Genomic DNA, 22,307 nt, shown 5'->3' with positions numbered 1-22,307 from the left:
CTCTGGTCGTACCTCTTGCCAATGGCAAACTTTAGCTGCTTTGTTTACCGATAGCAAGCCAAGCCGGCTATGCCTGCAAGTGTTACACATTTACTTACAAATTCCACTTAGCCTTTACAGCTAAATTGGTTAGCATACCAACATGCATACACTCTGATCTAAAACAGGATACTTCCATGACAGATAAAAAACCCGGCCTTATTCGCCGGTTGTTCGGCACCATTGCCCGGGTTTACCGTGGCTTTCGCTCGGTAATTCTTAACTTGTTATTTATTTGTATTGTGGCACTGATTGCGGTATCGATTTTCAGCGGCGACGATACAATTAAAGTGCCCCCCACTGCGGCACTGGTGCTGAACCTTACCGGTGATCTGGTAGAAGAAAAACGCTGGACAGATCCTATCGCCACAGCAATAAACGAAAGCCTCGGCGGTCAGGAAGATGCACCTGAAGTACTGGTAAGCGATGTCGTTAGCGTAATTAAAAACGCCACCAGCGACAACCGTATTCAGGCACTGGTGCTGGACTTATCGATGCTCGGCAGTGGCTCGCTGGATAAAATGCAGCTGATTGGCGCTGCCATTGAAGAATTTAAAGCCAGCGGTAAAAAAGTACTGGCTTTTGGCGGTTACTATGGCCAGGGCCAATATTATCTGGCCAGCTACGCTGACGAAATCAGCTTAAGCCCGATGGGTGCAGTCATTCTGGAAGGTTATGGCAGTTATCCGATGTATTATAAAAATGCTTTGGAAAAACTGAAAATTAATACTCATGTGTTCCGTGTAGGTACCTATAAATCTGCCGTAGAACCTTTCCTGCGTAACGATATGTCAGACGAAGCCAAAGAAGCCAACGTGGCCTGGCTGAACGAGTTATGGTCTGACTACAAACAACAGGTTGCCGCACGCCGTGGTTTTGCTGCCGACAACTTTGATGAAACCTACGCGGCGCTACTGGAAAAGCTGCAGGCGGCTGAAGGTGATTTAAGCCAGTACGCGGTTAATGCCGGCCTGGTGGATAACATTAAAACCCGCGAAGCCTTTCGCCGCGACCTTATTGCTATCGTTGGCGAAAATGACGACCATACCTACAACCATGTTACCTTTGGTGAATACGCCAAGTTAGTGATCCCGTCAAAGCAATTTGATAACCCCCTGACTGACAAAGTAGCTATAGTAGTTGCCCGTGGCGTTATTGTTGATGGTACTGCCAAAGCCGGCACTATCGGCGGTGATTCAACAGCAGCCCTGTTACGCCAGGCGCGGCACGACGATAAAGTAAAGGCGGTAGTACTGCGTATAGACAGCCCTGGTGGCAGCGCTTATGCGTCGGAAATTATCGGCCAGGAAATTCGTTTATTGCGCGAAGCAGGCAAACCGGTTATTGCCTCTATGGGTTCGGTTGCGGCTTCAGGCGGCTACTGGATTGCGGCTCCTGCCAATGAAATCTGGGCAGCTCCTACCACCATCACCGGCTCTATTGGTATCTTCGGTTTATTGCATACCGCAGAAGATGCTATGCCTGCGCTAGGGTTAAATGTCGATGGTGTTGGTACCACCGAACTTGCCGGGTTGTCTGCCGGTCTGCCGCTGTTTAAAGGCCTGGATCCAAAGGCCAAAGACTTATTTCAGTTACTGATTGAGCGTGGCTACACAGAGTTTTTAACCATGGTAGGTGAAAACCGTAATATGACCACAACTGAAGTCGATACCGTAGCCCAGGGCCGGGTATGGACAGGCAGCAAAGCCCTGGAGCTTGGGCTGGTTGATAAACTGGGCAACATTAACGATGCCATTAAAGCCGCCGCTGAAAAAGCCGGCCTTAGCCAGTATGATGTAAAAGTGGTTAAGCAAGAGCTGACACCAAGCGAACAGATGATAAAAGATCTGCTGGGTGAAGCGTCTGCCAAGGGCTGGTTGCCACAAGGCAGTGTAAGTGCCGAACAAAAGCTGCTTGGTAAGCTAACAAAACAGCTGAAACAGGATTTTGTCCTGCTGAACCAGTTTAATGATCCAAATGGTGTTTATTCGTACTGTGTCAGTTGCAGCATTAACTGACAGCAATAGTTAAGTCTATTACAATGCCCGGTTATTACCGGGCATTTTTATTTGAAGCTTATGAACAGAAAACGTATTTATGTTGCCTACACCGGCGGTACTATTGGCATGCAACATTCCGCGCAGGGTTATGTGCCGGTGCCGGGCTTTTTAACCGACACGGTAAAGCGCATGCCGGAATTTTACCGCGCAGAAATGCCGGAATTTGATATTCACGAGTATCACCCGGTAATAGATTCCTCTGATATGACGCCCGATCACTGGCGGCATATTGCCGAAGATATTCAGCAGCAATATAACAACTATGATGGCTTTGTCGTGTTGCACGGCACAGACACCATGGCTTACACGGCGTCAGCCTTGTCATTTATGCTGGAGAACCTGCAAAAACCGGTGATTATTACCGGATCGCAAATTCCGTTAGCACAAATGCGCTCAGACGGCCAGGTTAACCTGCTTAATGCGCTGTATCTGGCAGCAAACTACCCTATTGCGGAGGTGGCGCTGTTCTTTAATAATCAGTTGTTCCGCGGTAACCGGGCCACCAAAGCCGATGCCAATGGTTTTAATGCTTTTGCTTCCCCCAATTTCCCACCGCTGCTTGAGGCCGGTATTCACATTAATCTGGTTGCCGGCCGCCTGAGCCAAACTCAGGTAGCGGCGCCGCTGACGCTGGCCTCTGTCGTGCCCCAACCAATCAGTGTGGTAACCCTGTACCCCGGCATCAATACCGACATGATCCGCAATATGACAGCCGCGCCGGTGCGGGCTCTGATTATTAAGTCTTTTGGGGTCGGTAATGCACCACAGCGGCCTGAACTGCTGCACATTTTGCGTGACGCCAGTGAGCGCGGCTTAATTATTGTTAATTGCACCCAGTGCTTTAAAGGCACAGTAAATATGCAAGGTTACGCCACAGGCAATGCGTTGCAACAAAGTGGTGTAATAAGCGGTTACGATATGACATTGGAAGCCGCACTGACCAAACTGCACTATTTGCTCAGTAAGCCACTTAATGCAGAGCAAATTCGCCAGCAAATGCAGCAGGATTTACGCGGCGAATTAACCGCAGGCTAAGGCTTTTTAAGACAAGAACCGGCTTACGTTTAAGCCGGCTCTAACAGATAACAGGTTAAAACAGCGCTTTAACCCTGGCCAGTAACGGCAATTCTGCTTCGCTTATAGCGCCAAACTGTAACCAACGCTTAAGCAGGCTGTGCTTATCCAGCGCACTGCCCTGATTGTGTTTATCGGATAACAGTAGCAACTGTACCTGCTGACGCGCGCGTTGTTCACTTTGCGGTGATGGCATGTCAGCTATTAACTCCAGTGCCAGTGTCAGTTGGGCACGGCTGAACTGTTGTTCCTGCTGCTTGTTAAAGCAATCACGGTATCCTGCAGGTAGCTGCTCTGCGCTTACATCAGCATTGGCCAGCAGCTCAAACATCTGGCTGAATTCACGTTGCTGTTGGTGCTGTTGCCACTGTTGTTGTTTCTGTTTCAGTTTGTCCTGTAACTGGCGTACTGCTTGCTGTGCAGCGCTGCTATCAGGTTGCAATGTCTGCAATTGCTGTTGCAGTTCAGCCAGTGCTGTAAGCTCTGTTGCCGCATCCAACTGCGCAGACAGTTGTGTCAGTTGCATTTCAAACTGCTTCAGCTCTGCCTGCTCGGTTTGCTTTTGCTGCTCAAACTGCTCAGAACGTGCATTAAAGAAGCCATCACATATGGCACGGAACTGCAGCCACAGCGCCTGATCCTGCTTATGCGCGGCATTACCTGACACTTTCCATTGTTGCTGGCATTCTTTTAACACTTTCGCCGTCAGGTTAGCGTCGTCCAGCGCCAGTGCAGCCTGTGCTTTATCAACAAGCTGTTGCTTGGCATCAGCGGCCTGTTGCTGCAAGGCCTTTAACTGTTCGCGCAGCGGCATAAGCGCTTGATTAAAGCGCTCATTCAAGGCAGTAAACTGTTGTTTATCAACCGCCCCGGCCTGCTGCCAGGCTTGCTTAAGCTGCTGCAGGCGCGTATCCAGAGCTTTAGCGTCACCGGTTGCAGTAAACTCCAGCGCCTGGGAAATGATCTGCTCGCGCTGTATTACGTGCTCTGCGCGCAGTGCATCCTGAGCAGCAAAATACACCCGACAAGGTGCAAACGCCTGCTCGCACGCCAGATCAAAAGCGGCATTAAGTTGTTCTTCCTGCGCCGGATCAGCCTTACCCAGACTATTCCATTGCGCCCTGGCTTGTTTTACTTCATCGGCACGCTGGCGCATCAGGTTATCCGGCACTACGCTATCCAGTTGCTGCATTTGTTGCAGCAATTGTTGTTTGCGTGGCGTGGCAATATATTCCTGCCAGTCTGCCAGTTCGGCCAGTTTATCACGGGCAAATTCGTAATCTTTTGCCAGCTGTAGCTGCTGCTCCGCGCTTAATTGCTGATAATCCTGCTCTATGCCTTTAAACAGGCCGAATAGCACTTTGTACTTACCGGCGCTGTACAGGCGACGATACTGCGCCAGTTTGCTGCGACATTGCCTTTGGGCTTTATCACTTTGTGCAGTAAAGCTTTTAGCCAGCTCTTGCCACTTTTGCTGCAGAGCATTTTTAGCCTCCAGCAAGCTTGCCGGCACGGCAATAAGCATAGCTTTACTGATCTCACGGAAATCTTGCTGCCACTGCTTAAGCTGAGCAGATACCTGCTGATAATCGGTGGCATTATCTGGCAGCGGCTGAGCGGCCCAATCTGCCACAATACGGGTTAGCCGGGTGAGTTGCTCGGCCAGTTCCGGTAAGCGGCTTAGCTGTTGTTGTAACTGAGCCAGGCGTTTAGCTAACCCGGCTTTATCGGTAATATCAGCGTTTGCCAGTGTATCAGCCAGCGCCGTTATTTGCTGCTCCAGTTGCTGTGCTGCGCTGATATCGGTAGTTAACAAAGCTTGCTGCAGCGCTTGCTCCAGCTGATTAAGCTGTTGCTGCAAAGCCTTTGTTCTTTCTGCTCTGGCATCAAGCAGTGCCTGTTCGGCCTGCAGTTTGCTCAGTTGCTCTAAGCGCGGTGCTAACCACTGCTCTATCTGGCGGGTAATTTTCTGATATTTCGCCCGAAACTCTGCAGCCTCATCGCCCAGACAGTCCACCTCGCCTTCAAGTTGCTGCCACTGCGCCTGATAATCGGCTAACAGTGCAGGCAAAGCTTCTACACTGCTGCGTTCGCGCGCGGCATTTAATTTTGCCAGCATCAGCGTAAGCTGTTTACGTAACTGCAGCGGTTTTTGCTTTTGCTCGCTAAGCCCGGTCAGTTTTTGCTGTACCTGAGCCAGCAGCTCACCCGTTAGCTGTTTGCTGAGTTTTTCCAGTGTTTTTTCATCGTTAATCTGCGCCAGCAGCTGCTGCTTTTGTAACGGTTGCAACACCGGATCTTGCAGAGCTTTGAGGTTAAGCTCGGTTTTATTTAAGCGCTGTAACAGGCCAAATTTAATACCGGCGTCGGTTTCAGTTTGTGCCAATTGCTCCAGAATACTGCTGCGGTTGCACTGGGCAATAAACTGCTGTTTTAACTTCGGCTCAACCTGATTTTGCAGTAGCTGGTTAATCAGCGTTTGCTCGGCCAGTTGCTGTAAACGCTCGGCACTGTCATGTTTACTGGCTTGCCACCATAGCGAAAAATCGTTCAGTTTGATCAATGCCGCTTTGCGCACGGCTTCAGCACCATCATTAAACGCCAGTTCATGCAACACACTTTTATGTGCCTGATCCTCGCGGTTAAGTTCGTTAATTGCCTGTTGGCGCACGGTAGCATCCGGGTGCTGCCATTTAGGTTTAAAAAAACGTTTAAAGATCATCGTGCGAGAACCTTGCAATAGACGGCTGAGTTTCGAATTGTTTTTTAAGTTCGGCTTTGGATTTATGCACCATCTGGCCATCGGCACCGATGGTAAAAAGCTCATCTGACTTTAATACCTGTGCCTGATACGCCATTACCAGTTGTAAACTGTGTGCCCGCTGTGTTTCGCTCATGGGGTTACCATCTGCCCAGCGGCCGGTAGCAACAGCTTCTGAGAGCTTTTCGTAAGTGTCTGGCGTCATAGCCTGCACTAAAGCATTGAAATTCATGTTATTTACGCTTTCTTAAAAACATAATACGGGCACGGCTGACAATATACCAGCAAAAGCCCAGGCCGATAGCGGCACCGGCAATATATTGTTGCGGGCTGCCTGCTTGTGGATCCCACCAGTACATCAGGCCAAAGCCGGCCAGAAACAATACCAGCGCAAACATCGAATGGTTAACCAGACTTTGTGCCTGATCCAGCGCTTTGTTGCGTTCAAGAGATTCGCGCTTTTCCGGCGTTAAACCGGCAATATCGCCGTTACATTTATTGCACTGCGCACTTTTGTCAGAAATTTTGTGTCCACAAAACGGACAGGAAATAATAGCCATAACACTCCAACCTTAATTCGGACGGCCTGATACCGCCTACTGCATTGCCTGGTATATTTTACTCATGATGCTGCCATACATACCAGTTTCAAACCGATCACCGGCAAAATAATAACTATTTTCACCTTCAGCCAGCACCGGGCTATGTTTTTTATTCGTCAGCAATACCACTACCAGACCATAGTACGGGTCAACCAGCGTGGCGGTTCCGGTCCAGCCGGTATGGCCAAACGCATAAGCACTGGCATAAGGGCCAAAGTGCCAGTTTAAATCGCCACCCACTGCAGTGCGCCACCCCAGGCCAACGGTATGATCTGTTACTGAAGGCCTGACAAACTGCTGAATAACCGCCTGACTAAACACCGGTGTTAAACCATAACCGCCATGCAGCGCCAGCATTGCCAGAGCAGCAGTTTCGCGCGCTGTAGAGAACAAACCGGCATGCCCTGCTACACCGTCAAAGGCATAACGGGCTTTTTCGTCATGCACATTACCCCGCACCACTCCGCGCTTATCGGCCGGAAACATCACCCGCCCGCCACGGCTGTTCCCATCAAGTTCGGTAGCCGCTATCCGGCTTTGGGCTATGCCTTTACGCAGCGGGTTAAATACCGTGCTGTTTAAGCCCATGGGCCGGTACAGTTGTTGCTCAAGATAGTCATCCTGTGCCTGGCCGGTAATACGCTCAATCAGCAAACCAAGCAACATATAATCAATATCACTGTATACCGCTTTGCCGCCACGCTCACGCTCAAACGGCACTTCGCTGGCAATCAGCTGCATACTGCGCGTCCTGTCCAGCGAATAAAACGCCGGCCCGTGGCGGTTATCCGGCCGGTGAAAATGCACCTCAGGCGCATAACCTGCACTGTGGTACAACAAATCGCTGACCAGACGCTGCTCACGGCCATTGCCCTGATACTCAGTAAGGTAATGTTGCAGCGGTAAATTAATATCCAGTTTGCCTGCACTGACCAGCTGCATAATGGCATAGTTGGTAGCATACATTTTGGTGTTAGACGCCAGGTCAAACACGGTATCGGTTTGCATCGGCTCGGGCTGGCTCAGCTCCGTGCCATCACTGGCATAGCGGTTGGCGTAACCATAGGCCGTTTCTTTAATAATTTTGCCATCTTTGGCAATCAGTAACACCGCACCGGGAAAACCCTGTTCAACTTCGCGCTGAATCAGCTGGTCCAGCTCATCAAGCTTCGCCAGAGAAAAGCCCGCATCTTGTGCAGCTTTTGCCTTGACATCCTGCAGTGCCGGGTAAGGCAACACCACACGCACTTTAGCTCCAAGTGGCTCTATATCAATAAGTTCCAGCTGGTTCAGGCCATTACGCGTAACTGAACTGATATCTAAAACCACATGTTGCCCCAGGCTGGCATCCGGGCGTAAATGCAGAGTTTTACCGTTAATACTAAAAGTTAAGGCTGTCGTTGTACCCAGCTCCAGCAGCAGTTCCCCCTGGCCCTGGTAGCCGATAAAACTGCGCCGGTTATTTACCCAGGCCCGCTGGCTGACCGTTTCCGGCCACTGCACATCCAACTGGCCCAGCCCATTTTTCTGGTTAAGCCCATTGCTGTGGTTAAGAGTATTGCTCTGGCTAAGTGCGCTAAGTTGTATTGCACTTTGACTATGTAATGCAACAGCGGGCACCACGGGTTGGTGCAACGCCACACAACTGCTCAGCGTCAGTAAAACTGACGCCAGCAATACAGGTTTACCGGCTGAGCACATGCGCAAAACTTAACGCAGCTTATCGACAACGGCTAAAATAGCCGGCAGCATATCCTGCCCCAGCTTCATTGAGCGTATGTCAGACCAGCCATAGGCATCGTCCGGCAGGTTGGCGTTATCTTTAAACGGCATTTCTACGGTGTACGCCAGGCAGTTAAATTGCTCGCCTACCCAGGCGGTAGCAACAGTCATATTAGCTTTGCCGGGTTCATCTAAATCATAACCGAACTCGGTCTGAAACTCGGGTGTAACCGCCAACAAGGTTTGTTTAAACAGGTTTTCCAGATTTTTTATCCGCTCGTTGTACGATGGTACGCCTTCACTACCGGCAACAAAGTTATACGGCAGGTTTTCATCGCCGTGCATATCAAGGAATAAATCGACGCCGGTTTCCAGCATTTTTTGCCGTACCAGATACACTTCCGGGCTTTTTTCCATTGACGGGTTCAGCCACTCACGGTTTAGGTTCATGCCGGCAGCATTGGTGCGTAAATGGCCACGTACCGAGCCATCCGGGTTCATATTCGGCACTATGTAAAACACCGCTTTATTCAGCAGCGCGCGGGATACTCCGTCATCTTCATCCAGCAGACGATCCAGCAGGCCTTCAATCAGCCACTCGGCCATGGTTTCACCAGGGTGTTGGCGCGCGGTGATCCAGATTTTCTTTTTGCCTTCTTCCGGCTCACCGACAATTAACAGGCTCATATCACGGCCGTCAAGCGTTTCACCGAGCTCAACTAACTGACAATTGTAGTCAGACTGTGCCTGATGCAGTAAATCCATATGGCGCTCGTAGCTGTATGGCGCAAAATAAGCGAAATACACAGATTGAGCTTCCGGGAAGTGCTTAATGGTTAGCGCTTTACCATCATATTCGGTGTCTACCCGAAACCAGGTTTGCCGATCGTAAGAGGCTACTGCCTGATAATCTTTCCAGCCGTTCGGATAAGCAGAATCACCGGCATTGGTAATGGTAAGGGTATGCAGCTGTGCATGTTCAGTGCTTAAGCGAAAATGAAACCACTGGTAAAAGTCAGATTGATTGTCTTTGCGAATGGCCAGCTGAATATTATCCGGAGAATCAGCCTGTAGTACTTCAATGTTACCGCTGTCAAAATTGCTGGTAATTTTCATAAATCGGGTCCGTAGGCGTAAAGGGTGAAAGACTAACACAGGTGCTGCCTGGCGCAACTGACCTGAGCTACAGTGTAAAGGATTCTAACAGGTTAAGCGCAAAGAAAAAGCCGCTAAAAAGCGGCTTTTCGATAAAGACACAGATTAACGCGCTACCGGCAGCGTTGGGTACTTAATTCCTGCCATGTCATTCATTACCCGGATCACCTGGGTGCTGTAACCGAACTCGTTGTCATACCAAACGTACAACACACAACGATCACCATCCACAATAGTGGCCTGCGAGTCGACTACGCCAGCGTAGCGTGAGCCAACCAGATCAGAGGATACAATTTCGGTAGACGCCGTAAAATCAATCTGATCCTGCAGTTCAGAAAACAGTGACGTACGCTGCAAAAAGCTGTTCATCTCGTCACGGCTGGTTTCACGCTTTAAATTCAGCGATAAAATAGCCATAGACACATTTGGCGTAGGTACACGAATAGCATTACCGGTTAACTTACCTTTTAACTGTGGTAAAGCCTTGGCCACAGCACTGGCAGCGCCGGTAGAGGTTAATACCATATTCAGCGGTGCGGCACGGCCACGGCGCTCAGCACTGTGGAAGTTATCGATCAGGTTTTGATCGTTGGTGTACGAGTGCACGGTTTCAACATGGCCGTTACGGATACCAAACTCATCTTCCAGCGCTTTTAACACCGGCGTAATGGCATTGGTGGTACAACTGGCAGCAGAGACAATTTTGTGCTCCGGCAAAATCATATGCTGGTTTACACCATAAACGATATTAGGCACCTCACCTTTAGCCGGCGCTGTCAGCAATACCTTGGCCGCACCTTTACTGCTAAAGTGAATGCTCAGCTCTTTGTCGTCTTTCCAGATACCGGTGTTATCTACCACCAGCGCATCGCTGATACCGTATTGGGTATAATCAACCAGCTCTGGTGAATTAGCGTAAATCACTTTAATAAAGGTGCCATTGGCTTTAATGCCCTGGTTTTCTTCATCTACCGTGATGCTGCCGTTAAAAGGGCCATGGATAGAATCGCGGCGCAGCAAGCTGGCGCGTTTTTCCAAATCACCCTTTTTACCACCGCGTACCACTATGGCACGCAAACGCAGTTTAGTACTCGGGCCAGAGCGTTCCAGCATTAAGCGGGCTAACAAACGGCCAATACGGCCAAAACCGTACAGCACCACATCAACCGGTTTTACCTGATCTTCGTGATCCAACAACTCTGCCAGCTCACGTTCTAAATACTGTTCCAGCTCAGTGCCGTTAGCGGCATTTTTATAGATATAGCCGTATGCCAGCTTACCAATATCCACCCGGCCCGGTGCCAGGTTCATTTTGCTGATCGCTTCGAGCAGCGGAAAACTTTCACGTAGCCGCAGTTTTTGCCCTTCGAACCGCTCAACGCTTTTATGCGCTTTAATAATGTCGATAGTAGTGGCATTTACCAGCGGGCGGCCGTACACCACCACTTCAATGCCTTTATTACGATACAGGCGGCCAATAATGGGTTGCATATTTTCGGCATATTCCTGGCGTTCCTGCCAGCTCTTCTGATACTGCTCTGCGTGCGATAGGGTCATGTGTAGAGGCCTTTTACTTCAGTAAGATGAATTAATCGGTGATGCCAAAGCACGGTCTGCGCCGCTGATTGCTCTAACGGCGCGTATTGTAATAGAAGTTGAAAGCTTACGACAACAGTTACAAAAATTTTATTCTGTTTTGCCGCTGAAGGTTAAAGACACGGAGTTAACGCAGTAGCGGTTGCCGGTAGGTGCCGGGCCATCTGTAAATACATGGCCTAAATGCGCATCGCAGTTAGCACAGACTATTTCTGTACGCACCATGCCATGGCTGGTGTCACTCTGGTATTTTACCCTGCCCTCCAGCGCCTGATAAAAGCTGGGCCAGCCACAACCGGCATCAAATTTGGTTGCTGATGAAAACAGCTCAGCCCCGCAACAGACACAGTGATAACTGCCGGCTTGCTCATTGTGCAGTAACTCGCCGCTAAACGGATATTCGGTACCTTTAAGCCGGGTAACCCGGTATTGCTCATCGGTTAAGCGCTCACGCCATTGCTGCTCTGTTAATTTTTCAGTAAGTTTCATTGTCGCTCCTCTTGCTGCTGTTGTTTCATTTCCAGCCGCCATTCACGGGTTAACTGCATACGCCGGCGCGGATAAGGATCACCGGGTACAATCAGGCTACCAATTCTGTCCAACCTGAAGTGGCGAAATTCATTGCGCAGCTCACACCAGGCCACCAGCATACGGCGGCTATCAAAAAATGCCAGCATAATAGGCCACACAGTACGCTCGCTGGCAGTACCATCTTCACGAATATAGCTTATCTGCAACCGCCGTTCGCGGCGAATAGCCTCGCGTACCTGGCGCAAAAACGCCGCACCTTTGTCAGCAAGGGCCGGAAAAGCCAGCAAACCTATGTCATTAATACGGTCACGCAAATCTGTTGGTGCTGCAGCAGCCACTTTTGCCAGCACATTACGTGCTGCGGTTACCAGCTCATCGTCACCCTGCACCTCTACCCAGCGCAGGCCAAGAGCCAGTGCTTCCAGCTCGGCCTCATCAAACATTAACGGTGGCAGAAAAAAACCGCTGCGCAGTAAATAACCAATACCGGCTTCACCATCAATACCGGCGCCCAGAGTTATCAGTGTTTGAATATCACGATATACAGTACGCACTGATACCTGTAATTGTTCGGCCAGTACCGCTGCCGTTACCGGATGGCGGTAATGGCGTAATTTATCCATTAAACGAAACAAGCGTTCAGTTTTATCCATAACAGAGCTTTTTTTCAGTGTTTTTTTCAGTATAACCCGTCCTACTGACAGAAGGTGTCAGCATAACGCTGTAGCGTGCTAATACGTGATGACGTTATTGCGCAAATACGATAACACTATTCAGGCTACAGCAGCCGGTGCTGATTAAATTCTGTTTGCGCTGGCTCTGCTCTTAGCCTTGAGTTAGCATAAGCGCCCAGAAAAATAGCAGAGACACCTATGCTATGCGGCCACTCTACCGTCACCCTGTCAGCGTTTTACTCGCATTTTCTATCCTTGCGGTACTGAGTTATCAGTTAATTTTGCAACAATTATTGCGTCATAACCAACAGATAGCGCTGCAGCATGGCTATGAATTTAACCAATACCTGAACCAGCAAATTCAGCGCTTCAGTACCCTTACCGATACGCTGGCCAAACGGCCTGAACTACGCGGACTGTTATCAGCTCCCCAGCCTGAGCCACAGCAAAAACTCGATGTCAGCATTTTGCTGTCTGACTTTAATCTGGCCAGTGGCAGCGCTTCGGTGTATTTAATGGATAATACAGGGTTGGTACTTAGCAGCAGTAATTATGATCAACCCGTGCACTTTGTTGGTTATAACTTTGGTTTCAGGCCTTATTTTATTGAAACCTTAGCCCAGCAACGCAGCTATATTGATTATGGTTTGGGTTGGATCTCAAATGAACGTGGCATCTACTTTGCTGCCACAGTAACCGATACACAGTTAACCCAGCCCGGCGTGTTAGTATTAAAACTCAATATGGATCAAATTGAGCAGGCTTATCAGGCTATTGCCGGCCAAAGCAAATTGATTTTTATGCTGGTGGATCAACAAAAAACCGTGCTGGCCAGCAATCACAAACCCTGGCACCTTAGCCACTTTGGTACAGAGGACGTAAAACTACCCACTCACCCCGGCAGAGTGTTGACAGCGCTAAAAGTACGGCAACAGCACAATTTATGGCAACTACTGGCCGAGCCTCATAGCAAACCGGCGCAATTTACCGAATACGCCGTAGCGGCAAAAGATAACCTGCAGCTGCCCTGGCAGTTATTAATGTTACAACCGGCAGCCCCACTGCGGCTGCAGGCTTTGCAGCTTACAGTGAGTATTGGCTTGCTGTTTGCTGTCCTGGTATTGCTGGGTATTTATCTGCGTAACCGTCGTTTGCAACAACGCCAGCAAGCACGCATTTTTGCCCGGTTAGAGCAAGCAGTAGCAGAGCGGACCCAGTCGCTGCAGCACTCTAACCAGGAGCTGCGGCAAACTCAGGAGCAATTGTTACAGGCGGCTAAACTGGCCACTATCGGCCAGCTAAGTGCCTCTATTAACCACGAAATAAACCAACCGCTAACCGCCATGCACAGTTATTTGCAAACCTCGCAAAAAATGCTCAGTAAAGGCATGTACCCACAACTGGCCGACAACCTGGAGAAAATTTCACAGCTGTTACTGCGCTTAAGCCACATTGTGCAACAATTTAAAAGCTTTAGCCGCAAAGCGCCAAATCAGCCACAGGCGGTTAAGCTGGAGCAACTTCTGCTAAATGCACTGGGTATAGTGCAACCGGCTATTAATCAGCACCGGGCCAAGGTTAAGCTGCTAAACAACAGCACAGCCTATGTTAGTGTCGATCCGCTGCAACTGGAGCAAGTGTTGGTGAATTTGCTTGGCAATGCCCTGCAAGCCATGGAACATCTGGCTGAACCCTGTTTACAGGTTCGGATCAGTGAACAGGACGATATTGTTATATTACAGATCAAAGATAACGGCGCCGGTATTCAACCCCATAACATGGCTCATCTGTTTGAACCTTTTTTTACCACCAAACAAGGTAATGGCCTTGGCCTGGGATTATCTATTTCACGCCAGATTGTGCAAAGCTACAACGGCCAGCTTAGCATTGACAACCACCCAGAGGGCGGCGCTATCGTGTCGTTAACCTTACCAAAGCTGCCGGCGGAGCACCTTAATGTCACAGCATGAAGTTCTGATAGTAGATGATGAAGCCAGCGTACTGGATGCGCTGGCGCAGGGTTTACAGCTCGAAGGCTGGCGCTGCGAAACTTTCGAGCGTCCGGTGGCCTTACTGGCTAAGCTCAGCCGTAATTTTACCGGTGTAGTGCTAAGCGATCTGAATATGCCGGATATGGACGGTTTATCGCTGCTACAGGCAGTAAAAAGTATCGATGCCGATATTCCGGTGATCCTGCTTACCGGTTATGGCGATGTCAGCATTGCCGTGCAAGCTATGCAACTTGGGGCCTACAGCTTTATTGAAAAACCGGTTAACCATGCTGAATTGCTAAAGGTGTTAGCCCAGGCCCAGGAACAACGCCGCTTGTGCCTGCAAAATCGTTTACTGAGTGAGCAACTCAAACAAAGCCGCCATGGCCGGTTACAGCTTATCGGCGACAGCCCTGCAATTAATCAAATGCGCAGCATGCTGGATTTAATGCTTGATGCACCCGCAGATGTGCTGATCGAAGGTGAAACCGGCAGTGGTAAAGAGTTAGTTGCCCGCTACCTGCATGATAATTCTGCGCGCAGTGATCATAACTTCGTTGCCATTAACTGCGGCGCAATACCCGAGCAATTAATTGAAAGCGAGCTGTTTGGCACAGAAGCCTGTGCCTATACCGGTGCCGATAAAAAACGTATCGGTAAATTTGAGTTTGCCAATGGCGGCACCTTGTTTTTAGATGAAATTGAAAGCACACCGTTAAGTGTACAGGTGCGCTTACTACGGGTATTAGAAGAGCGTAAAGTCACGCCGCTGGGCGCCAATCATAGTATTGCGTTAAATATCAGAGTGATTGCGGCCAGCAAAACCGATCTGGAGCAACTGAGCCAGCAAGGTAGTTTCCGGCTGGACTTATACTACCGGCTTAACCTGCTCAAAGTAGCTATAGCCCCACTGCGGCAAAGACTGAGCGATATTCCGCTGCTGTTTAAACACTTTGCTATTATTGCCGCCTCGCGTTATCACAAGCCTTATGTGCCATTAGATCAACCTGCGCTGGCTATTTTGCAGGCTCACTCCTGGCCAGGTAATGTCCGTGAGCTGCGTAACCTTGCCGAACGTTATGTACTGCTGGGTGCAGAAGCGGCATTTATTCAACAAGGATTATCTCTGCCAGACACCGTTGGCAGTGCTATGGGCCTGGCAGAACGGGTCGCATTTTTTGAACAGATGCTGATTGAGGATGCCCTCAGCGCCACCAAGGGCAGTATAAAACACACCATGACAGCACTTAATCTGCCACGTAAAACCCTGTACGACAAAATGCGTAAGTATGGCCTTAACCGCGATAACTTTACCGACGACGACCTTAGCGACTAACTACAACAGCCATGGGTGGAATTCCACCCATGGCACTAAGCTGCTGTCACCAAAGCCACCCAAAATCAACGCTTAAAATATACCATCTGTTTGATTATTAAAGAATTAAACAAATGGCAGCCTTCTTGCTATCTGCTGTTGCCAACAATAAAAAATAATGACGAGGATTGTATGCAACAGGCAACTAAAATCGCTATTACCAGCGCCGTATTAATATGCCCGGCCGCTGCTGCCAACACCGTTTCTGTCACTGTGCCCACCGTCAGCTTTTATGGTAAAGCCGAAGTACAACTGGCCCATACCGATAAAGGTTTATTGCGCTACACCGAACAGGGCAGCCAGCTGGACACGCCGTTCAGCCGCTTTGGCCTGCGTGGCGAGCAGCAACTTAATGAACATGTCACCGCGTTTTTTACCTATGAAGTTGACGTGCGCGGCTTTGACGAGAAAAACACGCAAAGCCCGTTTGCTGCGCGCAATACCTTTATTGGTATTAAAGGTAACTTTGGCCAGCTGATTGCCGGGCGCAACGACACCCGGTTAAAAACCAGTGAAGGCGGAGTAGATTTATTCAACGAAACCAGCGCCGATATTGCGCAAATATTGCCAGGCCAGGACCGCCTGGGCGACAGCCTGACGTATATTTCACCGCTGTACAACCAATGGCAGATCTCGGTTACCTACGTGCTGGGCCAGGACAACGAGCTGCAGGACGGCAAAGATGGCGGTGCAATAAGCCTGAGCTACGGTGACAGCAAACTAAAGCAGCAACCGTACTTTATTACGCTAACTCAGGCACAGAGTTTAAATGGTTTAAACGCCAGCCGGTTAATGTGGCAGCAACAACTGGCAAATTTTACGCTTGGCGCTCTGCTGCAATACAGTAAAGAAACGGATGCACAGCGCTCTGGTACCGGCGGTTATATCAGCCTGCAATACGCTATGGGCGATTGGCTGCCCAAACTGCAGCTTGGCCGCGATACCTCGCAGTTGCGCCAGCAAGGCCGGGCTAATCATTACACGGCGGGTATCGACTACTTATTTAACAGCCAAAGCAAAGCCTACTTCTTTGTTACCCATCTTGATCTGGCAAACGATAGCGACGGCACTGTGGCTGACAGCTCTGCTACAGACACCTCTGTGGCAGTTGGCCTGCAGTACCGGTTTTAGGAGCTGACAGATGACTGTAACAACAAAAAACCTGAAAACACCGTTATTTTCTCTTTTGCTTGGCCCGGCTTTTATGCTGCTGTGCTTACTGGTGCCGGCACCTTTTGGCATGAACCAACCTAGTTGGCTGGTGCTGGGGCTGACATTCTGGATGGCCAGTTGGTGGATAAGCGAAGTAGTGCCTATTCCGGTAACGTCGTTTTTGCCCTTAGTTGTGGCGCCTTTGCTTGGCGTTAACAGCTTAAAAGCCGTGGCTGAACCTTATGCTCACCCGCTGATCTTTTTATTCCTCGGCGGTTTTATTATTTCCATCGCTATGGAGCGCTGGGCTCTGCACCGGCGTATCGCGCTGCATACCATGTTATTAGTAGGCAGCAAACCCAGCCAGCAAATCGGCGGCATTATGCTGGTAACGGCATTTTTATCGATGTGGATGTCTAATACCGCAACCACGGTAATGATGCTGCCAATAGCGTTATCTATTATTCAAATGCTAAAACAAGATCAGGCCGATAGCCAGTTCAGTAAAGCCCTGCTGTTATCTATCGCTTATGCAGCGTCTATCGGCGGCCTGGCAACGTTAATCGGCACCCCGCCTAATGCACTGATGGCTGCATTTTTAAGCGATAACTACCAAATTCAAATTGGTTTTGCCCAGTGGATGTTAGTAGGTGTGCCACTCAGTATAGTGCTGCTGTTGATCTGCTGGTTGTGGATGACCAAAGTCAGCTACAAGGTAGATGTACTTGCTGCTGTAGATACCAAAGACTTATTCCGCCAGCAACTGGCTGAACTGGGGGTTATGCAGCGCGGCGAAAAAGCCGTATTAGTTATCTTTTTACTTACCGCGTTTTGCTGGATCTTCCGGCCGGTTATCAGCTCGGTTACCGGCCTGGCACTGGACGATACGATTATTGCTATGGCTGCCGCCCTAATGATGTTTGTACTACCTATCGACAGCAAAAACACCCGCTTATTAAGCTGGGAAGATACGCAAAAATTACCCTGGGGCATTTTAATGCTGTTTGGCGGCGGTTTGAGCTTAGCGGCCATGATCAGTAAAAGCGGGCTGGCGGCTTTTATCGCCGATCAGGTCATTTTACTTGGCGCTCTGCCATTTTGGGTAATGATTGTCAGCGTTACGCTGATTATTGTATTTCTGACTGAAGTTACCAGCAACACCGCCACTGCTGCCGGCTTTTTGCCGCTGCTGGCGCCGGTGGCTATGGCTATGTCCGGTACACCGCTAACACTGGTTATTCCTGCTGCCATTGCCGCCAGCTGTGCCTTTATGATGCCGGTAGCCACACCGCCCAACGCCATAGTGTTTTCATCCGGCCAGCTGAAAATTTCCGATATGGTAAAAGCAGGTTTTGCGTTAAATATTTTCTCGGTACTGATAGTAAGTGCTTTTGCCTTAACACTGGTAAAGGTGGTGTTTAAGTATTAACCCGCCCCCCTTTGCAATGCTGTTCTGCTTTGCAAAGGGGGAATACTTTGCCTGAAAGTGGCTCAGGCGGGTTTAATGCTATCAGTGTGGTAAAGCCGCCAATACTTTTGCTACCAGTTGGTTTAATTCATCCCCGTTACCTATCCAGCGTGCCACCAGCAAAACATCGTTTTGCTGGTCAATATAAATAATATTACGCCCGGCGCCCTGAAAAGTTACTGCAGTTTCCGGTGCTGCGGGTAAGGCCTTGCGGCCCGGGTTTAAAAACCAGTTGGCATAGCCGTAGTCGGCTTTTGCCGCACTGCCGGTGCGTGCCTGCTTAATAAACTCGCGGCTTATCAGTTGCTGCCCCTGCCACTGACCGTCACGTAAAAACAGGTAACCAAAACGGGCCAGATCCCAGGCATTGATAAACATACCACCGCCCCAGTGCCCGCCACCTGATACGCTCTGAATTTTCTGGCCATCAAGTTCTATCCAGCTATTGTCGTAACCATACCAGCGCCAGTTAGCACTGGCACCAATAGGTTGCATAATCCGCTCGTTCAGTACCACAGGTAAAGGTTTACGCCATACATAGGTGGTTACCAAAGCCAGTAAATTCACACGCACATCATTATATTTGTATTTACTACCCGGCGTATGTAAAGGCCGGTTGGGCCAGTCTTTTGGCTCGCCTTCAGGGCGATCTGCCCAGTCGGGCTTTCCCCACAAAGTTCCCTGCCAGTCACTGGTTTGGCGTAACAAATGATCCCAGCTGATTTGCCGGTTGTGCTCAGTAGCAAACAAGCTGCCATCTGGCACGGCATAAGGCCAGACTAGATCATCTACGCTGTGGATTAAGCCATCCTGCAGTGCCAGCCCGGTAACAGTAGTAAGAAAGGTTTTGCTGATACTGTGTGTCATGTCCACACTGTGGGTATCTCCCCACTGCGCAATCAGCTTACCCCGGTACACAATCAGCCCGTTAGCCGCGGCGCGCACCGACATAGGGCCAATAATCTGATCATAGGGCTCGCGCGCACCAAAAGTTGTTGCCTGCACTATGGCCTGATCCTTTGCTGCCGGGTTTTCACTGGCAATGGCATAATCTAACGCCTGTTGCAGTTTTTCAGCGTTAACCCCGAGGCTTTGTGGTGCTGCTTGCTGCCACTGGCCGGCGGGAGGAAAATAATGTTCAGCAGCTACAACATTGACACTAAGTAATAAGGCAAAAACTACGGGGTACTGCATATATCTTCCTGGAATGGTTAATGGCACTAGCATTTATATACCATAGCAACAAGGGGCTCAAAGACAGGCTATTTATTGTCTTCCTGGTTCAAAACTATCATAGCGCGGCAGGTTAGCGTCTAAATCTTCCCAGTTAGCTTTAGAACTGTAAAAATTATGCGATAGCGGCCGCTCACTGATATCGCTGCTTAAAATGCCCAGCCGGATCCGGATGCGGGCCGGGTCTTGTTCGTTACTGCTGTAAACCGGTGAACCGCAGTTACTGCAAAAATGCCGTAAGCGCCCTGGTTTAAAGGCAAACTGGCTCAGCCGGTTGGCACCTTTTACTACGGTAAAATCCGCACTTTGCACAAAGCCATTGGTGGCAAAAGCCGTACCGCTGGATTTACGGCACAGCGAACAGTGGCAATGAATAATACTGCTGATAGGCCCGCTGATTTCAATTGCTACTTCACCGCACAAACAGGCGCCCTGATACATAATAATTCCCTGATCCAATACTAAATTGGTTTAACCTTATAGTAAGGTAAAATTCAGCGCGCCGTTTACGCTGTCTTTTAGTGCATTCATAGCAGCATTTATTGCTTGCTCCACCGCCACACGGCTTAGCCCGGTAACCGTAAGCAACACAGTGCGCGTGGTATTGCGCTGGATCTGATGATGCAACCTGGCTTGCTGCGGGGTAATTTCCCCCGCCAGTTGTAAGCGCTCTATCATCACCAGGTTTTCGGCCAGCTTTTTGGCTTCAACGGCGGCATAGTCTTTAATGTCGGGCCATTTATCCGACAGTTCACTGTTAAAGGCCTGCAGCATAGTAGCGCTGAGTTCTGCCACATTTAAGCTCATGCTATTTCCTTAATCTAACCGGTTATCCGCCGCGTTTTTTCGCCAGTTCAAGCTTTAAAATCGCCGTGATACTGCTGTCAAAGCTGGTACGCAGGTTATCTACCTGGCTTGGGGTAAAACAGCCCAACTGATGCAACTGCTCCAATGCAGTCAGGCTGTCTTGCAACAGCTCTACCTGCTCCACGGTTATCTCGTTGGCAGCAATAGCTTTGCTTCGCACCGCTATAGCGCTCAGATCGACTTTAGCCTGCTGATAAAAACCGATATGGTTGCTGTAATTACACTCCGGCAAACCGGCCTGGCTTTGTACCGTGATAAAAAACAACGTTACGTCTTTTTGCAGCGCCGTAACGGCATTATCAGTTTTTTCATCATAGCTGCTGATCAGCTTTACCGTGCAGCCGGATAACAACAGCAGCAACGCCAACACTGGCCATATTGCATAGCATCGCGGCGCATATGGCTTAGCCGCATAAAGCCTGTTCTGCTTAAATAAAATCACGTTATCTCCGTTAGTGGCATTGCACCTGTCTGCTGGTGTAAAAGCTCTTTATAGCGTAATGAGGGCCAACTTATCTTCGCCTTCATCATCCAGACCTTGCTCAATAAAACCAAAGATACTGTAGAAGCTTTTTGCTACCGGGTTTTGCGGGTTGTAGCAAATTTCAATTTGTTTGATACCGGCATCTTGCCTAATCTCAGCTAATGCCAGCGCCATACCCTCGCGGCCAATACCTTGTTGCTGATGCTGTTTATCAACCATAAAACGCCAGATAGATGTAAGCTCCGGCGTTTCTTTTACCCACATAAAGAAACCCACCGGCTGCTCAGCCAAATAAATTGCCCTGCAGCTATGGCCGTCGTTATAGGCCGCCTCTACCAAAGACCACATATTGCAAGCTACGTAAGGCTCTTGCTCAGTGGTAACCTCAAGCTCACACACCGCTTCATAGTTTTGCCGGTTTACTTCACGCAACGAAATGCTCACTGTTACTCCTTGTAAAATATCCGATATTTAATAGTTTAAATTGCCAGACAATTTCATCGCGCTGGTTTGTAAGCGAGACTGAATACAGTCAATAAATGCCTGCGGTTGGTCTACACCTAAATACAGATGTTTAACAGTGTCGTCTGATTGTCGCAGCTCGATAGCGAGATTAGGATGGCCTGCAAAGTTGTATCGTTTATTGTCAGCGCCTCTTGCAATATAACCACGGTGGAGCGCTACACCGGCAATGTTGTCCAGTGCTACAACCCGCGTGTTGTAAATACCGAAGCGGATGTACAGATTTTTTTTGTCCACTGATAGTGGCCTTCTTGCCATAGCGCGATATTCAGCAATAAAGAAAACCAAACTAAGCAGAGTTAATCCGCTGACAATATTCGCCGCAATTGGCGACCAGGCAAAGTGCAGTAGCAGATGGACCAGCGGAATTTCCAATGCAATAAGCAAAATAAAGCCCAAGGCATTAGTTTTAGCATCATCTTTCAGGTGATAGCTAAAATGCTGTTCACCGTGAAACTGTGCCGGACTAATATGCTTTGCGAATAAAGCGTAGGTCCAAATTCTGGTTTCAAACTCAAGTAATCCGGCCGTTACACCTTTACCTAACAGGCGATGTATCGGTTTTGATATAGCCAGCTCCGGTTCCGATTTCTGTCGCAAAGCCGCACTGATAGCCAGATACACCGTCAGCATCGCAACAAGTTCGAACAGCAGGATAAACGCCAGCAGCAGATAGCGGCCGGACTCAAGGTAGTGCCAGATAAATTTACTTTGCGCCGGAATAATGTAACTGCCTACCAAAACCGCTATGCCACACAGCAATGCCGCTTTAACCGCCGCTTGCTTTTTATCTTTAATGCAAACAAAACACAACAGCGGCAGTACCAGCAGAGCATCCAGCAAAAACAACCATTCAAAGTTTGCCGCGCCGTAGTTATTAAACCAATGCTCACCCTGATAATAAAAGCCCCAGCTAAGCGATATAGCCAGCAGAAACAGCAGAGGTAATTTTTCCTTAACAGTGATATTCATTCACACTCCAATCTGCGACTTATTCAGCA

At 49.3% G+C, this 22,307-nt stretch carries 20 protein-coding genes; 6 read left to right on the top strand and 14 right to left on the bottom strand.

Going from position 1 to position 22,307, the window contains the following annotated elements:
* Positions 1-176 precede the first annotated feature (176 nt).
* The gene (sppA, locus tag BLW68_RS09705) at positions 177-2,057 is read left to right on the top strand and encodes a signal peptide peptidase SppA (protein ID WP_092792776.1); all 1,881 of its coding nucleotides are present in this window, start codon (positions 177-179) and stop codon (positions 2,055-2,057) included.
* A gap of 60 nt (positions 2,058-2,117) precedes the next feature.
* Entirely contained in the window at positions 2,118-3,134 is a 1,017-nt protein-coding gene (gene ansA, locus BLW68_RS09700) for an asparaginase (protein ID WP_092792774.1), read from the top strand.
* Between the two features lie 55 nt (positions 3,135-3,189).
* Here the strand turns inward: ansA and BLW68_RS09695 are convergent, their stop codons facing one another.
* The 8 genes from BLW68_RS09695 to BLW68_RS09660 form a co-directional block, all read right to left on the bottom strand.
* Entirely contained in the window at positions 3,190-5,895 is a 2,706-nt protein-coding gene (locus BLW68_RS09695) for a DUF349 domain-containing protein (RefSeq protein ID WP_177172200.1), read from the bottom strand.
* Entirely contained in the window at positions 5,885-6,166 is a 282-nt protein-coding gene (locus BLW68_RS09690) for a YeaC family protein (RefSeq protein ID WP_092792770.1), read from the bottom strand. The genes BLW68_RS09695 and BLW68_RS09690 overlap by 11 nt, the downstream gene beginning before the upstream one ends.
* Before the next feature lies 1 nt (position 6,167).
* Positions 6,168-6,494 (bottom strand): zinc ribbon domain-containing protein, encoded by a 327-nt coding sequence (locus BLW68_RS09685; protein WP_092792768.1) that lies wholly within the window; start codon positions 6,492-6,494, stop codon positions 6,168-6,170.
* A gap of 36 nt (positions 6,495-6,530) precedes the next feature.
* Positions 6,531-8,237: a penicillin binding protein PBP4B gene (gene pbp4b / locus BLW68_RS09680; protein ID WP_092792766.1), complete on the bottom strand. Its 1,707-nt coding sequence runs from the start codon at positions 8,235-8,237 to the stop codon at positions 6,531-6,533.
* 9 nt (positions 8,238-8,246) lie between these two features.
* Entirely contained in the window at positions 8,247-9,374 is a 1,128-nt protein-coding gene (locus BLW68_RS09675; RefSeq protein WP_092792764.1) for a M14 family metallopeptidase, read from the bottom strand.
* Between the two features lie 144 nt (positions 9,375-9,518).
* Entirely contained in the window at positions 9,519-10,970 is a 1,452-nt protein-coding gene (locus tag BLW68_RS09670) for a glyceraldehyde-3-phosphate dehydrogenase (RefSeq protein ID WP_092792762.1), read from the bottom strand.
* Positions 10,971-11,099: 129 nt separating this feature from the next.
* On the bottom strand, positions 11,100-11,498 hold the full coding sequence (gene msrB / locus BLW68_RS09665; protein WP_092792760.1) for a peptide-methionine (R)-S-oxide reductase MsrB: 399 nt from the start codon (positions 11,496-11,498) through the stop codon (positions 11,100-11,102).
* Positions 11,495-12,193 (bottom strand): helix-turn-helix transcriptional regulator, encoded by a 699-nt coding sequence (locus BLW68_RS09660; RefSeq protein WP_092792758.1) that lies wholly within the window; start codon positions 12,191-12,193, stop codon positions 11,495-11,497. Before BLW68_RS09660 ends, msrB begins: the two co-directional genes overlap by 4 nt.
* A gap of 224 nt (positions 12,194-12,417) precedes the next feature.
* Here BLW68_RS09660 and BLW68_RS09655 point away from each other — a divergent pair, with 224 nt between their 5' ends.
* The 4 genes from BLW68_RS09655 to BLW68_RS09640 all read left to right on the top strand — a co-directional run bounded on the left by BLW68_RS09655 (position 12,418) and on the right by BLW68_RS09640 (position 18,161).
* Positions 12,418-14,184, top strand: a complete 1,767-nt coding sequence (locus tag BLW68_RS09655) for a sensor histidine kinase (RefSeq protein ID WP_092792756.1) — start codon at positions 12,418-12,420, stop codon at positions 14,182-14,184.
* The gene (locus BLW68_RS09650; protein ID WP_092792753.1) at positions 14,171-15,541 is read left to right on the top strand and encodes a sigma-54-dependent transcriptional regulator; all 1,371 of its coding nucleotides are present in this window, start codon (positions 14,171-14,173) and stop codon (positions 15,539-15,541) included. Before BLW68_RS09655 ends, BLW68_RS09650 begins: the two co-directional genes overlap by 14 nt.
* A 171-nt stretch (positions 15,542-15,712) precedes the next feature.
* On the top strand, positions 15,713-16,711 hold the full coding sequence (locus tag BLW68_RS09645; protein ID WP_092793033.1) for a porin: 999 nt from the start codon (positions 15,713-15,715) through the stop codon (positions 16,709-16,711).
* A gap of 10 nt (positions 16,712-16,721) precedes the next feature.
* Positions 16,722-18,161: an SLC13 family permease gene (locus BLW68_RS09640; protein ID WP_092792751.1), complete on the top strand. Its 1,440-nt coding sequence runs from the start codon at positions 16,722-16,724 to the stop codon at positions 18,159-18,161.
* 81 nt (positions 18,162-18,242) lie between these two features.
* Here the strand turns inward: BLW68_RS09640 and BLW68_RS09635 are convergent, their stop codons facing one another.
* The 6 genes from BLW68_RS09635 to BLW68_RS09610 all read right to left on the bottom strand — a co-directional run bounded on the left by BLW68_RS09635 (position 18,243) and on the right by BLW68_RS09610 (position 22,278).
* Complete coding sequence (locus BLW68_RS09635) at positions 18,243-19,394, bottom strand: serine hydrolase domain-containing protein (RefSeq protein WP_092792749.1); 1,152 nt, start codon at positions 19,392-19,394, stop codon at positions 18,243-18,245.
* Between the two features lie 72 nt (positions 19,395-19,466).
* Positions 19,467-19,874: a GFA family protein gene (locus tag BLW68_RS09630; RefSeq protein WP_177172199.1), complete on the bottom strand. Its 408-nt coding sequence runs from the start codon at positions 19,872-19,874 to the stop codon at positions 19,467-19,469.
* A 36-nt stretch (positions 19,875-19,910) separates the two neighbouring features.
* Positions 19,911-20,240, bottom strand: a complete 330-nt coding sequence (locus BLW68_RS09625) for a hypothetical protein (protein WP_092792746.1) — start codon at positions 20,238-20,240, stop codon at positions 19,911-19,913.
* A gap of 22 nt (positions 20,241-20,262) precedes the next feature.
* A complete protein-coding gene (locus BLW68_RS09620) occupies positions 20,263-20,670 on the bottom strand; it encodes a hypothetical protein (protein ID WP_143039940.1) in 408 nt (135 codons plus the stop codon).
* Positions 20,671-20,790: 120 nt separating this feature from the next.
* A complete protein-coding gene (locus BLW68_RS09615) occupies positions 20,791-21,228 on the bottom strand; it encodes a GNAT family N-acetyltransferase (protein WP_092792741.1) in 438 nt (145 codons plus the stop codon).
* A 27-nt stretch (positions 21,229-21,255) separates the two neighbouring features.
* Positions 21,256-22,278, bottom strand: a complete 1,023-nt coding sequence (locus tag BLW68_RS09610) for a hypothetical protein (protein WP_177172198.1) — start codon at positions 22,276-22,278, stop codon at positions 21,256-21,258.
* Between the last annotated feature and the right edge of the window lie 29 nt (positions 22,279-22,307).

Origin of the sequence: Rheinheimera pacifica, from assembly GCF_900108485.1 — a bacterium.
GTDB lineage: Bacteria > Pseudomonadota > Gammaproteobacteria > Enterobacterales > Alteromonadaceae > Alishewanella > Alishewanella pacifica.
The sequence above is the reverse complement of the archived record's forward strand: the minus strand, read 5'-3'. Positions and strand labels throughout refer to the sequence as shown.